Genomic DNA, 12,927 nt, shown 5'->3' with positions numbered 1-12,927 from the left:
CCGCCAGACCGCGCGCCGCATGATGCGTCGCCTTCCGCAAACAGGGGAAATCGCGTGAACGAACCCAGGATTGCCCTCGTCGGGCTCGGCTACGTCGGGCTGCCGCTTGCAGTGGAGTTCGGCCGCCAGTTGGACACCGTCGGCTTCGACACCAGTGCCAGCCGGGTCGACGAACTGCGCCAAGGCCGCGACCACACGCTCGAGACCTCGGCCGAAGAGCTCGCCGCGGCCGGCCGGCTCAGCTTCACCACCGACGTGCGGGACATCGCGGGGTGCAACGTGTTCATCGTCACCGTGCCCACCCCGGTCGACGAGGCGAACCGGCCGGACATGCGCCCGCTGGAAAGCGCCAGCGCCAGCATCGGCAGCGTGCTCAAGCGCGGCGACATCGTGATTTACGAGTCCACCGTCTACCCCGGCACCACCGAGGAGATCTGCGTGCCGGTGCTGGAGCGGGTCTCGGGACTGCGTTTCAACCACGACTTCACCTGCGGCTACAGCCCCGAGCGGATCAACCCCGGCGACAAGCTGCACCGGCTGCCCACGATCACCAAGATCACCTCCGGCTCCACCGCGGAGACGGCCGACTTCGTCGACGCGCTGTACCGGCGCATCATCACCGCCGGCACGCACAAGGCGTCCAGCATCAAGGTGGCCGAGGCGGCCAAGGTCATCGAGAACACCCAGCGCGACGTCAACATCGCACTGGTCAACGAGCTGGCGATGATCTTCAACACCATGGGCATCGACACCCAGGACGTGCTCGACGCCGCCGGCACCAAGTGGAATTTCCTGCCGTTCAAGCCCGGCCTGGTCGGCGGCCACTGCATCGGCGTGGACCCGTACTACCTCACCCACAAGGCCACCATCCTCGGCTACAACGCCGAGCTGATCCTCACCGCCCGCCGCATCAACAGCCGCATGGGCCTTCACGTGGCGCACCGGGTGATGCGCCTGATGGCGAACAAGCGCATCCACGTGGTCGACTCGCGCATCCTGGTGCTGGGCCTGACCTTCAAGGAGAACTGCCCGGACCTGCGCAATACCCGCGTGGTGGAAATCGTGCGCGAACTCGAAACCGCGCATGCCCGGGTGGACGTGTACGACCCCTGGGCCGATCCCGCCGAGGCCAAGGAGAAACTCGGCATCCACCCGGTCGATGCCCCCACTGCCGGCAGTTACGATGCCATCGTGCTGGCCGTGGCGCACCAGACCTTCCTCGACCTGGGCAGCGAGGGCATCCGCCGCTTCGGCCGCGAGCACTGCGCCCTGTTCGATATCAAGAGCCTGCTTCCGGCCGCCATGGTCGACGGCCGGCTGTAGTCTCTGTCCGCATCGGCGGCCGGCCGCCGACCGTGCCTGATCAGGCGGTGTCTTGCGCCAGCCTCACCTCGCCCGCCTCCACCCTTACCGCCACCACGCGCAGGTGCTCGCCGCGGCACGGGCCGGCGATGCACAGGCCGTCGGCCCGGTCGAAGGTGGCGCCATGCACGGCGCAGATCAGGGTGTCGTTCTTCAGCAGGAACTTGCCGGGGGCGTAATCGAGGCGGCGGCCGGCGTGGGGGCATATGTTGAGGTAACCGCGCACTTCGGCGCCGCGGCGCAGCAGGATCAGGTTTTCCTCGCCATCGGCCAGCACGGCATCGACCGCGGTGGCGCCGCCGTCGGGGATCTCGTCCAGCCGGCACAGCAGCGGGCGGCTGGACGATTCGACGGGAAAGGATGTATCCATCGGCACTTGCCTCGCGGGCCGGATGGCCCCATGGTTGTACGCGTAAGTCGTTGATTTTACCACACGGATTTTTAACACATGTACTTCGCCATGCCTTCCCTGCGTCGCTCCCGCCACCCGCTGGCCCGTGCCCTGTCGCTGCTGCTGGGCGTGGTGGTGCTTGGCGTGCTGCTGGTGTTCGGGCTGGTGGTGGCCGGTGTGCTGCTGGTCGGCGGCCTGGTGCTGCTGGCCGTGCACCAGTGGAGGCAGGGCCGCGCCCCGGCAAAGCTGGCGGCATCCAACGCGCACGCGCAGCCGGCCGTGCTGGAAGGCGAGTTTGTGGTGATTCGCCAGGGGCGGCCGGTCGCGCACTGATCGCGTTTTTCGACAACCTGCTGCGGACAGCCGGCACGGACGCGCGGATAATGCGCCGTCCCCACACGATCCGCCCCCATGTCCGACACGCCTGCCTCCGTCGCGGTGGAAACGCCGCGCAGCCCGACTGATTCCCGCGTCCTGATTCCGCTGGCGTTGCTGGCGCTCTACGTGATCTGGGGTTCGACCTACCTGGGCATTCGCTTCGCGCTGGAAAGCTGGCCGCCGTTCCTGCTCGCCGGCGTGCGCTTCCTGTGCGCGGGCGTGCTGCTGTACGGCTTCCTGCGCTGGCGCGGCATGGCGCCGCCGACACGCGAGCAATGGCGCAACGCGGCAATCACCGGCCTGCTGCTGCTCGGCATGGGCAACGGGCTGGTGTGTTTCGCCGAGGAAAGGGTGAGTTCGGGCATCGCCGCCGTGGCGGTGGCCAGCATGCCGCTGTTCGCGGCGCTGTTTTCCGGCATGTACGGCGAGTGGCCGCACCGGCGCGAGACGATCGGCCTGGCGATCGGCTTCGCCGGCGTGATCGTGCTGAACCTGGGCAGCAGCCTGGCCGGCTCGACGCTGGGCGCGGCCGCCCTGCTGACGGCGGCCGCAGCCTGGGCGTTCGGCGCGGTGTGGAGCCGGCGCCGGGTGATGCCGCCGGGCCCGATGAACACCGCCGCGCAGATGCTGTGCGCCAGCGTCGCCCTGCTGGCCGTGGGCTTCGCCAGCGGCGAACACCTACCCGCGCACCCGACCATGCGCGCCACGCTGGCGCTGGCCTATCTGGCGGTGTTCGGTTCGATCATCGCGTTCAGCGCGTTCCTGTATGTGCTGAAACACACCCGCCCGGCACTGGCCACCAGCTATGCCTACGTGAACCCGCCGGTGGCGGTGCTGTTCGGCGTGTTGCTGGCCGGCGAGCACGTAGGCACGTTCGACCTGGCCGGCATGGCGATCATCCTGGCTGGCGTGGCGGTGATCACGCTGGCGAAGCAGAAGCGGTAGGTCAGAAGCCTTGCCCCCCGAAAGCAGGGAAAGGAGCAGAGCGGCGCAGCTTTTACTCCCTCCCCTGCTTGCCCCAAAGGGACTTCCTTCGGTCGCAGGGGAGGGTCGGGGCGGGGTTGCTCTTCGCCGTAAAGTCAAAGTCAAAAGCTTTACCCCCTCACCCGAAGGACTCCCTGCGGTCGCCAACCTCCCCCCGCTTTGCAGGGAGAGGGGCAACGTGGCGCCGCCTGGCGGCGGCGCTGGTTTCGCTTCATTGAAGCTAGACCATGGTCGGCTTGCCCGCCCCGCCGCCGCGGCGCGACGATGTCGTGATTCACCGGCGGAGAGCAGCATGAACGCGAGACAGGACGGCTGGATGGCGCGAGTGGCATTGCGCAGCGCGGCATGGTCGGAGCGCTGGTTTCCGGATGCCTGGGTGTTCGCCGCGCTGGGCGTGGTGGTGGTGGCACTGGCCGCCCTCGGTTTCGGCGCCACACCAACGGCGACGGTCAATGCATTCGGCGACGGCTTCTGGAGCCTGATCCCGTTCACCATGCAGATGGCGTTCGTGGTGATCGGCGGCTACGTGCTGGCCACCGCACCGGTGGTGGCGCGCTTCATCGACGTCCTGGCGCGGGCGCCGCGCACGGGTCGCGGCGCGATCGTGTACATCGCGCTGGTCAGCATGCTGGCCTCGCTGCTGAGCTGGGGCTTCTCGCTGGTGTTCGGCGGCCTGCTGGTGCGTGCGCTGGCGCGGCGCGAGGATCTGCGCATGGATTACCGTGCCGCCGGTGCGGCGGCCTACCTCGGCCTGGGCGCGATCTGGGCGATGGGCCTGTCCTCGTCGGCGGCGCAGTTGCAGGCGAACCCGGCCAGCATGCCGCCGGGCCTGCTGGCGATCACCGGCGTATTGCCGTTCAGCCAGACGATCTTCCTGTGGCAGTCGATCGTGCTGACCGCGGTGCTGATCGTGGTGTCGCTGCTGATCTGCTGGTACACCGCGCCGTCGGACGCGAATGCGCGCACTGCGCAGGATTTCGACGTGGTGGAAAGCTCGACGCCGGCGCTGCCGCCGCGCACGCGGCCGGGCGAGTGGCTGGAGTACAGCCCGCTGCTGGCGCTGGCGATCGGCCTGCTGGGGCTGGGCTGGCTGGGCCACGAGTTCGCCAGCAAGCCGGCGGTCACCGCGATCGCCAACCTCAACACCTACAATTTCCTGTTCCTCACCCTCGGCATCCTGCTGCACTGGCGCCCGCGCAGCTTCCTCGATGCGGTGGGCCGCGCGGTGCCGAGCACGTCCGGCGTGCTGATCCAGTTCCCGCTGTACGGCGGCATCGCCGCGCTGCTCACCCACGTGCCCGGCGCCGACGGCGCCACCCTGGCGCACCGGCTGTCGAACCTGTTCGTGCACGTCGCCGGCACCGAGAGCTTCCCCGCGGTAATGGGCGCGTACTCGGCCATCCTCGGCTTCTTCGTGCCGTCCGGCGGCGGCAAGTGGCTGGTCGAGGCACCGTACGTGATGCAGGCGGCGAACGACCTGCACGTGCACCTGGGCTGGGCGGTGCAGGTGTACAACGCGGCCGAGGCGCTGCCGAACCTGATCAACCCGTTCTGGATGCTGCCGCTGCTCGGCGTGCTGGGGTTGAAGGCGCGCGACGTGGTGGGCTACACGTTCGTGCAGCTGGTGGTGCACGTGCCGCTGGTGCTGGGCATGCTGTGGCTATTGGGGCTGACCCTGACCTACGTGCCGCCGGTGATGCCCTGAGAGCAGACGTAGGGCGGGCAATGCCCGCCAGCTTCTGCATCCAATTTGATGAAGAGCGGCGGGCGGTGCCCGCCCTACGAAGCCGGACGCCCCGAACCACCTCGCCGCCGGCGTTACAGCTCGCGCAGCGCCGTGGTCACCGGCAGCCGCGCCGCACGCACGGCGGGGAACAGGCCGCCGATGAAGCCGATCGCCAGCGCCCACTTGAGTCCGGTCCAGAACAGCGCCGGCGTTACCGCGAGCTTGAAGCTGAGCGTGCCGACCGTACCCTGGGCCAGGGTCGATGCGCTGTAGCCGTTGAACACCAGCCATGCCAGCAGGCCGCCGATGACGCCGCCGAGCAGCGCCAGCAGCATGGTCTCCAGCATCACCGCCACCACCACCGGCAGGCCGCGGAAGCCGATGGCGCGCAGCGTGGCGATCTCGCGCGCTCGCGCGGCGACGGTCGCGAACATGGTATTGAGTGCGCCGAATACCGCGCCGATGCCCATGATCACGCCGACCACGATGCCGATGATGGTGATCGCCTTGGTGACGCCCTCGGATTGCTTGCGGAAGTAGTCCAGCGTGGTGCTGGTGTCCGCCTGCAGGCGCGGGTCGCCGGCGAGCGCCGCCTTGAACGCGTCGAAGGCGGCGGGGCTGGTCAGGCGCACGAACACCGAAGTGCGGCTGCTGCCGCGGCGGTAGGTATCGGCGACCACGTTGGCGTCGCCCCACAGTTCCGAGTCCATCGCGTTGCCCGACTCGAACACGCCGGCCACGGTCCAGGCCTGGCTGCCCAGCTTGATTTCACGACCCGGCGTCAGCCCGGCAAACTGATGCTGCGCACCCTTGCCCACCACCAGTTCGCGCAGACCCGGCGTGAACTTGCGCCCGGCGATGATCTTCACCTCCGGGCGCAGCGTCCAGGCTTCGTCGCCGATGCCGCGCACCTGCACGCTGCCCTCGTCGCCGCTGCCGTCGTTGAGCGGCAGGTTCGCTGCCACCACCAGCTCCGGCGAGGCGATCGGCTTGCCGGCGGCATCGCGGGCGATGCCCGGTGCCTGTTCGATCACCGTGGTGCTCGCATGATCGAGAACCGAGGACACCTCCGAGGCCGAGCCACCGCGCAGGACGATGGCGGTGTCGGCGCTGCCGCTCCTGTCCAACGTCTCGCGGTAGCCCACGCCCATCGCCAGCAGCGACACCAGCACGGCGACCACACCGGCGATGCCGATGACCACGACCGACGAGGTGCCGATGCGCTGCGGCAGGGTGCTGACGCCGACGCGGGTGACCGAGCCGGCCTGCCGGCCGGTGCGCGCCAGCAGCATCCACAGCGCAAACAGCACGGCCAGCGCCAGCAGCGCCGGCCACGGCAGCACGGTCCATGCGGCGATGCCGACGACGACGATCAGGCACAGGCCGAGGCCGCGCAGAAACGATTTCAACTTGCCCATGACGGATTCTCCTCAGCGGCCGGCCAGCGCATCGACGATGTTCAGGCGCATCGCCCGCAGCGCAGGCAGTGCTCCCACCAGCAGGCCGATGGCGACCATCAGGCCCACACCCAGCAGCCAGCTGCCCGCGTGCACCGGCGGCATGTTGATCACGCCGCCGCTGCCGGCGCTGGCGACCGGCCCCAGCACCGCCGCCAGGCCGAGCCCCAGCACGCCGCCGAGCAGCACCAGCAGCACCGATTCGGCCAGCACGATCATCAGCACGCTGGTACTGGAGAAGCCGATGGTCTTCATCACCCCCAGCTCCGAGGTGCGTTCGCGCACTGCCTGCGCCATCGTGTTGCCGGTCAGGAACACCAGCGTGAAGAACACCGCGCCCATGATCGAGAACACGATCAGGCCGATGTTCGCCATCTGCTTGATCCACGATGCCATCGCAGCCTGCTCGGTCTGCGTCTTGGTCTCATGGTCGGAATTGGCCGACAGCGCATCGATGGCCCGGGCCACCTGGTCAGCCTGGGCGGGGTCGGCGACGCGGCTGACGTACCAGCCCACCTGCCCCTGGTTATAGGGGTTGGACTCGTCGAAGTACTTCCAGTGCATCAGGATGCCGCCCTGCAGGAACTCGCCGTGATCCGGATCCCTGGCGTGCATGATGCCGGCAATGTCGAAGGTCCAGTTCTTGCTGCCGTCGCGATTGGGGAAAATGTTCGACATCAGCGGAATCTTGTCGCCGACCTTCCAGTGGTACTTCTTCGCCAGCACGTCGCCGACCAGCACGCCGGTGCGGGTGCTTTCGAAGGCCTTGCGCTCGGCCGGCGTGATGGTGATCTCCGGGTACATGTCGATGTAGTTCGGGCTGACCGCGAAGGTGAAGATCTGGTTGTGCGAGTCCTGGTAGGCGCCGCCGAACCAGTTGGCGGAGGCCACGTCCTTCACGCCGGGCACGTTCGCGATCTTCGCCTGCAACGCCGACGGCAAGGGCTGGATGAACGACAGCTTCGAGCCGGTCTGCAGGCGTTCGGCACCGGCCGCGCTCTTGCCGGCATTGGCGAAGCTGGTGCGTACGCCATCGAGCATGCCGAACAGCAGGAATGCGGCGGCGATCGACACCAGGGTGAGGATGGTGCGGGTCTTGCGCCGGAACAGCGCGGCCCAGATCAGGTGGAGGTATTTCATGACGGAATCCTCTGGGGATCACGAGGCCCGCTCCGCTGCACGATGGCGCAGAAGCCGGGGATGTACTCCCTCCCCTGCACGCCCCTAAAGGGACTTCCTTCGGTCGCAGGGAGGGCCGGGGTGGGGTCGCTCTTTGCCGCAAGGTCAAAAGCCTTACCCCCTCCCAACCTCCCCCTGCACGCAGGGGAAGGAGCCAGGAAGCCGAGCGTCTCCATCACGCCAGCGCCTGTTCGACGAGGGTGCCCTTGTCCAGATGCAGCGTGTGGCTGGCGTACTCGGCGGCCTTCGGATCGTGGGTGACCATCACGATGGTCTTGCCGTGCTCGCGGTTGAGTTGCTGCAGCAGGCCGAGTACGTCTTCGGCGGACTGGCGATCGAGGTCGCCGGTGGGTTCGTCGCAGACCAGCAGCTCCGGGTCGGAGACGATCGCGCGGGCGATCGCCACGCGCTGCTGCTGGCCGCCGGACAGTTCGCCCGGCTTGTGGCTGCCGCGATCGGCCAGGCCGACCAGTTGCAGCGCGATGGCCGCATTTTTCCTGCGCTGCGCCGCCGACAGCTTGGTCAGCAGCAGCGGCAGTTCCACGTTGCGCTGCGCCGACAGCATCGGCATCAGGTTGTAGAACTGGAACACGAAGCCCACGTTCGACGCGCGCCACTTCGCCAGCGCGCCGCCGCCCAGCTGGTCGATGCGCTGGCCGCCCACGCTGATGCTGCCGGCGCTGGGCGCGTCCAGCCCGCCGATCAGGTTGAGCAAGGTGGTCTTGCCGGAGCCGGACGGCCCCATCAGCGCCAGGAAATCGCCTTCGGCAATGTCCAGGTTGACGTGGTGCAGCACTTCGACTTTCTGCTTGCCGCGCTCGTAGGTCTTGGCAAGATCCTTGATCTCGATCAGCGTACCCATGGCAGTTCTCCGATGAACATGGATTTTCCGTAGGAGCCCGCTTGCGGGCGATGCTCTTGCCTTGATCTTCCATCCAAGGGCATCCAGAGCTGGAGCATCGCCCGCGAGCGGGCTCCTACGCGTGACGGGGTGGAGCGAACTACGGTTTCTTCATCTGGACGTCCGAACCATCTTTCAGTTCGGCCGGCGGCGACACCACCACGCTGTCGCCCGGCTTCACCGCGGCCGGCAGCAGGCGCAAATCGCCATGGGCCTGCGCCGCGGGATTCACCGCGCGCTGGCGCACCCGGTTGCCGTCGAGCACGAACACCACGCTGCGGCCGTCGCGCTGCACGATGGCCGTGGCCGGCACCAGCACACCTTGCGGCACGCTGGCGGCGGCTTTCGGTTTTTCTTCCAGGAACGACACCCGCGCGCCCATGTCGGGCACTACGCGGGCGTCTTTCTTTTCCAGCGCCACGCGCACCTTGATAGTGGCCTTGCCGCGGTCGGCGGTGGGCACGATGGCGACCACGTGGGCAGGGATCTTCCAGTCCGGGTAGGCGTCGAGGACCGCCTCGGCCGGCATGCCGGGCTTGATCCGGCCGATGTAGGCCTCGTTGACGTCGACGTCGATCTCCAGCGAATCCATGTCGACGATGGTGCCCACGCCGGTGCGGGTGAAGCCGCCGCCGGCGGACAGCGGCGAGATGATCTCGCCGACCTGGGCATCCTTGGTGGTGACCACGCCGCTGAACGGCGCGCGCACCACGCAGTAGTCGAAGTTGACCTGCGCCACCGCCGCCTGGGCGACGGCGGCCCTGGCCTGTTGCTGCTGCGCATTGAGCTGCGCGCGCAGGCTGTCGACCTGGGTGCGCGCCTGTTCGGCGGCCTGCTTCGACACCAGCCCGCGGGCGGCCAGCGACTCCAGCCGCGCGGCGTCGTGGATGCCCTGTGCCAGTTGCGCCTGGATCTGTGCCACCTGCGCCTGTGCCGAATCGGCCTGCGCCTTCGCCGCGGCCAGGCCGGCCTTGAAGCCGCTGTCGTCCAGCCGCGCCAGCACCTGGCCCTGGGTGACGTGGTCGCCCTCCTCGATCAGCACCGCGGTGAGCGTGCCGGTGATCTGCGCCGACACCGTGGCCCGGCGCCGCGCGGTGACGTAACCGGTCGCCTGCAACACCGCGCCCGCCTCGCTGCCGGCACCGGGCGCCACCGCGAGGGCCGTCTGCACGGCCACCACGCGATGGCCGACGAACAGCCATGCGGCACCGCCGAGCGCCAACAGCACCACCCCCACGGCGACGGCGATCCACGGCCAGCGACCCGGATGGCGGCCGTGGTCTTCGCGCTGGTGGCGCTCGATGCGCAATTCCTTCAACAGTTCGGCGTTGCCCACATCCACTCCTGCTCAAACGGCCATGTTCAAGGTGACAGGGGGCATCATGGACGCCCAGCCGGCGCGCGGCCAGAGCATGACATCAACCACCGGCGGTGACAGCTGTCATCCGCATCCCGTCGCCACCCCATGGATGACGAACGGGAACACGCGGGATCGACACGTCGCGGCACGCCGCCGTTCGACGTCTTGTTCCGGCCACGCCCGGCCAGGCTTTGCTACGCTTGCGGCCATGAACTACGCCATCGCCCCGCCCGCCATCCCCAGCCTGCCGATCATCGGCTCCGACCGGCGTTTCCCGATCCGCCGGGTGTTCTGCATCGGCCGCAACTACGCCGAGCACGCGCGCGAGATGGGCGCCACGGTGGACCGGTCCGCGCCGATGTTCTTCTGCAAGCCGGCCGACGCGGTGGTCGCCGACGGCGCCGACGTGCCGTATCCGCAGGCCACTGCCGACCTGCATCACGAGGTGGAGATGGTGGTGGCGCTGGGCGCCGGCGGCCGTGACCTCGCCCCGGGCGAAGCCGCCGCCCTGGTCTGGGGCTATGGCGTGGGGCTGGACCTGACCCGCCGCGACCTGCAGGCACAGGCCAAGGCGAAAGGCCACCCGTGGGACGTGGGCAAGGGCTTCGACCACTCCGCCCCGGTCTCCGCGCTGCGCCCGGCCGGCGAAGTCGCCGTGGATGCGCGGACCGTGCTGCGGCTCAGCGTGAACGGCGAGCTGCGCCAACAGGCCACGCTGGGCGAGATGGTGCATGACGTACCGCACATCCTTACGGCGCTGTCCACGCTGTTCGAGCTGCAAGCCGGCGACCTGGTCTTCACCGGCACCCCGGCCGGCGTGGCCGCGCTGCGGCGCGGCGACCGCTTCCACGCCGAACTGGTCGGCGTGGCCGAACTGGACGGACGCGTCGTCTGACGCTTCCACGCCGCCTTCATCTGTGCGCACCTAGGTTGTCGCGCTAAAGTCGTCCCGCCATCCGGCCCAACCAGAGGGAGTACCCGCAGCATGAGCATGATCAGCGAGTTCAAGGCCTTTGCCATGCGTGGCAACGTCATCGACCTGGCGGTCGGCGTGGTCATCGGTGGCGCGTTCGGCAAGATCGTCACCTCCCTGGTCGACCAGATCATCATGCCGCCGATCGGCTGGCTCACCGGCGGCATCGACTTCTCTGCCATGAAGTGGGTGCTCAAGCCCGGCGACGACAGCGATCCGAAGCACAAGATCGCCGAGGTGGCGGTCCAGTACGGCGCCTTCATCAACACGCTGATCCAGTTCATCATCATCGCGTTCGCGATCTTCATGGTGGTCAAGGCGATCAACAAGCTCAGCCGCAAGGAAGAGGCGGCACCCGCCGCGCCGCCGGCCGACGTGGCCTTGCTGACCGAGATCCGCGATTTGCTGAAGAACAAGCCATAACGAGAGAAACCATGGCTTCGTAGGGCGGGCACTGCCCGCCGGCTCTTTGCGGCACAACCAGGCAAGAGCGGCGGGCACTGCCCGCCGCTACGAAGCGGCACTCGGCCATCCATGACTTCTGGCCTAAGCGGGAACGGGCAACAACGCCATAATCGGGGTTTCCTCCGCGGAGTCCCCCGATGCGCCGTCTTCCCCTCACCCTGCTTGCTGCCGGCCTGCTGGCCAGCGGCATCGCCAGCGCCGCCAACACCACGATTCCCGCCACGGCCGTAAAGACGGCCGAACAGCTGCGCGACAAGGCGCTGCACGACGACACCGCGTACAAGGTCACCGCCTCGCTGACCACCGAAGTCGGCGCCCGCCTGGCCGGCAGCCCGAACGACCAGCGCGCACGCGACTGGGCCGTGGCGAAGTTCAAGGAGCTCGGCTACGACAAGGTCTACACCGAAGCGGTGACCTACCCGTTGTGGGAGCGCCGCAGCGAGCACGCCGCGATCGTGTCGCCGTTCCCGCAGCCGCTGACGCTGACCGCTCTGGGTTATTCGGCCGGCACGCCGAAGGGCGGACTGACCGCCGAGGTGGTGAAGTTCGACACGCTGGACGCGCTGAAGGCAGCCGACCCGGCCGGCATCAAGGGCAAGATCGTCTACGTCGGCTACCGCATGGAACGCGCGAAGGACGGCCACGGCTACGGCATGGGCTCGGCCGTGCGCACGATGGGCGCCGTGATCGCCCAGGCCAAGGGCGCCGCCGGCTACCTGCTGCGCTCGGCCGGTACCGACGAGCACCAGCGCGCCGCGCATACCGGCGTCACCGGCTTCCGCGACCCGGCCAAAGCGATCCCCGCCGCCGCGCTGACCAATCCCGATGCCGACCAGCTCGAACGCGTGCTGGCCTACGGCAAGCCGGTCACCTTGAAACTCGACCTCGACTGCGGCGTGACCGGCGAATACACCGGCGCCAACGTGATCGGCGAGATCACCGGCCGCAGGCATCCCGACCAGGTGGTGGCGATCGGCGGCCACCTCGACTCGTGGGACCCGGGCACCGGTGCAATCGACGACGGCGCCGGCGTGGCGATCGCGATGGCGGCCGGCAAGCTGATCCGCGACCTGCCGCGGCGGCCGGACCGCACGATCCGGGTGATCGCGTTCGCCAACGAGGAGATGGGCCTGTGGGGCGGCCGCGCCTACGCCGACAAGCATGGCGCCGAGGTGGCGAAGTTCCAGCTCGGCACCGAATCCGACTTCGGCGCCGGCAAGATCTGGCGCATGAGCGCCAGCGTGAAGCCTGAGGCGCGCGATGCGATCGGCCAGATCGCCAAGGTGCTGGAACCGGTCGGCGTGGCCTACGACGCCACCCGTCCCGGCGGCGGCGGTTCGGACCTGTCGCAGATGCACGCCAAGGGCATGGCCGCGCTGTCGCTGACCCAGGACGGCACGAAATACTTCGACTGGCACCACACCCCGAACGACACGCTGGACAAGATCGACCCCGCCGAGCTGGCGCAAAACGTGGCGGTGTACGCGGCGTTCTCGTACATGGCCGCGCAGGCGAATGGCGACTTCGGCTCCGCGCCGGGTGCGTTCGCGAAGGATGGCGCCGGCGAGTAATCCCGCCTTGCTCCCTCCCCTGCGAATGCAGGGGAGGGTTGTGACCGAAGGGAATCCCTTGCGGAGAGTGGGGTCGCTCTTCGCTGCAAGATCAAGAGCGAACCCCTGACCTTGCCCGCGAGAAACGTATCCCTTGCCGTGTGATTCAATCCACGCAAGGAGAACGACATGACGAAGACA

12 protein-coding genes are annotated in these 12,927 nt (G+C 68.5%); 7 read left to right on the top strand and 5 right to left on the bottom strand.

The genetic code is table 11. The annotated features are described in order from the left end of the window. Positions 1 to 54 precede the first annotated feature (54 nt). Positions 55 to 1,323: a nucleotide sugar dehydrogenase gene (locus RHOFW104R8_RS06130; protein ID WP_068094977.1), complete on the top strand. Its 1,269-nt coding sequence runs from the start codon at positions 55 to 57 to the stop codon at positions 1,321 to 1,323. Between the two features lie 40 nt (positions 1,324 to 1,363). Here the strand turns inward: RHOFW104R8_RS06130 and RHOFW104R8_RS06125 are convergent, their stop codons facing one another. Next, positions 1,364 to 1,732, bottom strand: a complete 369-nt coding sequence (locus tag RHOFW104R8_RS06125) for a Rieske (2Fe-2S) protein (RefSeq protein ID WP_068094980.1) — start codon at positions 1,730 to 1,732, stop codon at positions 1,364 to 1,366. Positions 1,733 to 1,810: 78 nt separating this feature from the next. Here RHOFW104R8_RS06125 and RHOFW104R8_RS06120 point away from each other — a divergent pair, with 78 nt between their 5' ends. The 3 genes from RHOFW104R8_RS06120 to RHOFW104R8_RS06110 all read left to right on the top strand — a co-directional run bounded on the left by RHOFW104R8_RS06120 (position 1,811) and on the right by RHOFW104R8_RS06110 (position 4,820). Further along, positions 1,811 to 2,086, top strand: a complete 276-nt coding sequence (locus RHOFW104R8_RS06120) for a hypothetical protein (RefSeq protein ID WP_063089744.1) — start codon at positions 1,811 to 1,813, stop codon at positions 2,084 to 2,086. Between the two features lie 78 nt (positions 2,087 to 2,164). Beyond that, positions 2,165 to 3,076, top strand: coding sequence for a drug/metabolite exporter YedA (yedA, locus tag RHOFW104R8_RS06115; protein ID WP_068094983.1), 912 nt, complete (start codon positions 2,165 to 2,167; stop codon positions 3,074 to 3,076). 355 nt (positions 3,077 to 3,431) lie between these two features. Continuing rightward, the gene (locus RHOFW104R8_RS06110; protein WP_068094997.1) at positions 3,432 to 4,820 is read left to right on the top strand and encodes a short-chain fatty acid transporter; all 1,389 of its coding nucleotides are present in this window, start codon (positions 3,432 to 3,434) and stop codon (positions 4,818 to 4,820) included. Positions 4,821 to 4,933: 113 nt separating this feature from the next. Here RHOFW104R8_RS06110 and RHOFW104R8_RS06105 read toward each other — a convergent pair whose 3' ends face one another. From RHOFW104R8_RS06105 to RHOFW104R8_RS06090, 4 genes are all read right to left on the bottom strand, one after another. Continuing rightward, entirely contained in the window at positions 4,934 to 6,259 is a 1,326-nt protein-coding gene (locus RHOFW104R8_RS06105; RefSeq protein WP_201028699.1) for an ABC transporter permease, read from the bottom strand. A 12-nt stretch (positions 6,260 to 6,271) separates the two neighbouring features. Beyond that, positions 6,272 to 7,438, bottom strand: coding sequence for an FtsX-like permease family protein (locus RHOFW104R8_RS06100; RefSeq protein WP_068094985.1), 1,167 nt, complete (start codon positions 7,436 to 7,438; stop codon positions 6,272 to 6,274). 214 nt (positions 7,439 to 7,652) lie between these two features. Then, positions 7,653 to 8,339: an ABC transporter ATP-binding protein gene (locus tag RHOFW104R8_RS06095; RefSeq protein ID WP_068094988.1), complete on the bottom strand. Its 687-nt coding sequence runs from the start codon at positions 8,337 to 8,339 to the stop codon at positions 7,653 to 7,655. Between the two features lie 139 nt (positions 8,340 to 8,478). Continuing rightward, positions 8,479 to 9,720, bottom strand: coding sequence for an efflux RND transporter periplasmic adaptor subunit (locus RHOFW104R8_RS06090; RefSeq protein WP_082823545.1), 1,242 nt, complete (start codon positions 9,718 to 9,720; stop codon positions 8,479 to 8,481). 226 nt (positions 9,721 to 9,946) lie between these two features. Here RHOFW104R8_RS06090 and RHOFW104R8_RS06085 point away from each other — a divergent pair, with 226 nt between their 5' ends. The 3 genes from RHOFW104R8_RS06085 (at position 9,947) to RHOFW104R8_RS06075 (ending at position 12,747) form a co-directional block, all read left to right on the top strand. Further along, positions 9,947 to 10,633, top strand: coding sequence for a fumarylacetoacetate hydrolase family protein (locus RHOFW104R8_RS06085; RefSeq protein ID WP_068094990.1), 687 nt, complete (start codon positions 9,947 to 9,949; stop codon positions 10,631 to 10,633). 90 nt (positions 10,634 to 10,723) lie between these two features. After that, positions 10,724 to 11,134, top strand: a complete 411-nt coding sequence (gene mscL / locus RHOFW104R8_RS06080) for a large-conductance mechanosensitive channel protein MscL (RefSeq protein ID WP_068094992.1) — start codon at positions 10,724 to 10,726, stop codon at positions 11,132 to 11,134. Positions 11,135 to 11,313: 179 nt separating this feature from the next. Further along, positions 11,314 to 12,747 carry a M20/M25/M40 family metallo-hydrolase gene (locus RHOFW104R8_RS06075; protein WP_068094995.1) on the top strand — a complete coding sequence of 478 codons (1,434 nt, stop codon included), beginning with the start codon at positions 11,314 to 11,316 and terminating at the stop codon, positions 12,745 to 12,747. Positions 12,748 to 12,927 lie beyond the last annotated feature (180 nt).

It is taken from the genome of Rhodanobacter sp. FW104-R8, from assembly GCF_001617365.1.
Taxonomy (GTDB): domain Bacteria; phylum Pseudomonadota; class Gammaproteobacteria; order Xanthomonadales; family Rhodanobacteraceae; genus Rhodanobacter.
Note: the sequence above shows the minus strand (reverse complement) of the source record. Positions and strands in the feature narration are given on the sequence as shown.

Coding starts and splice junctions, on each gene's coding strand:
- mscL (WP_068094992.1), top strand. CDS start 10,724: ATGAGCATGATCAGCGAGTTCAAGGCCTTTGCCATGCGTGGCAACGTC.
- RHOFW104R8_RS06120 (WP_063089744.1), top strand. CDS start 1,811: ATGTACTTCGCCATGCCTTCCCTGCGTCGCTCCCGCCACCCGCTGGCC.
- RHOFW104R8_RS06105 (WP_201028699.1), bottom strand. CDS start 6,259: ATGGGCAAGTTGAAATCGTTTCTGCGCGGCCTCGGCCTGTGCCTGATC.
- RHOFW104R8_RS06075 (WP_068094995.1), top strand. CDS start 11,314: ATGCGCCGTCTTCCCCTCACCCTGCTTGCTGCCGGCCTGCTGGCCAGC.
- RHOFW104R8_RS06095 (WP_068094988.1), bottom strand. CDS start 8,339: ATGGGTACGCTGATCGAGATCAAGGATCTTGCCAAGACCTACGAGCGC.
- RHOFW104R8_RS06100 (WP_068094985.1), bottom strand. CDS start 7,438: ATGAAATACCTCCACCTGATCTGGGCCGCGCTGTTCCGGCGCAAGACC.
- RHOFW104R8_RS06085 (WP_068094990.1), top strand. CDS start 9,947: ATGAACTACGCCATCGCCCCGCCCGCCATCCCCAGCCTGCCGATCATC.
- RHOFW104R8_RS06110 (WP_068094997.1), top strand. CDS start 3,432: ATGGCGCGAGTGGCATTGCGCAGCGCGGCATGGTCGGAGCGCTGGTTT.
- yedA (WP_068094983.1), top strand. CDS start 2,165: ATGTCCGACACGCCTGCCTCCGTCGCGGTGGAAACGCCGCGCAGCCCG.
- RHOFW104R8_RS06125 (WP_068094980.1), bottom strand. CDS start 1,732: ATGGATACATCCTTTCCCGTCGAATCGTCCAGCCGCCCGCTGCTGTGC.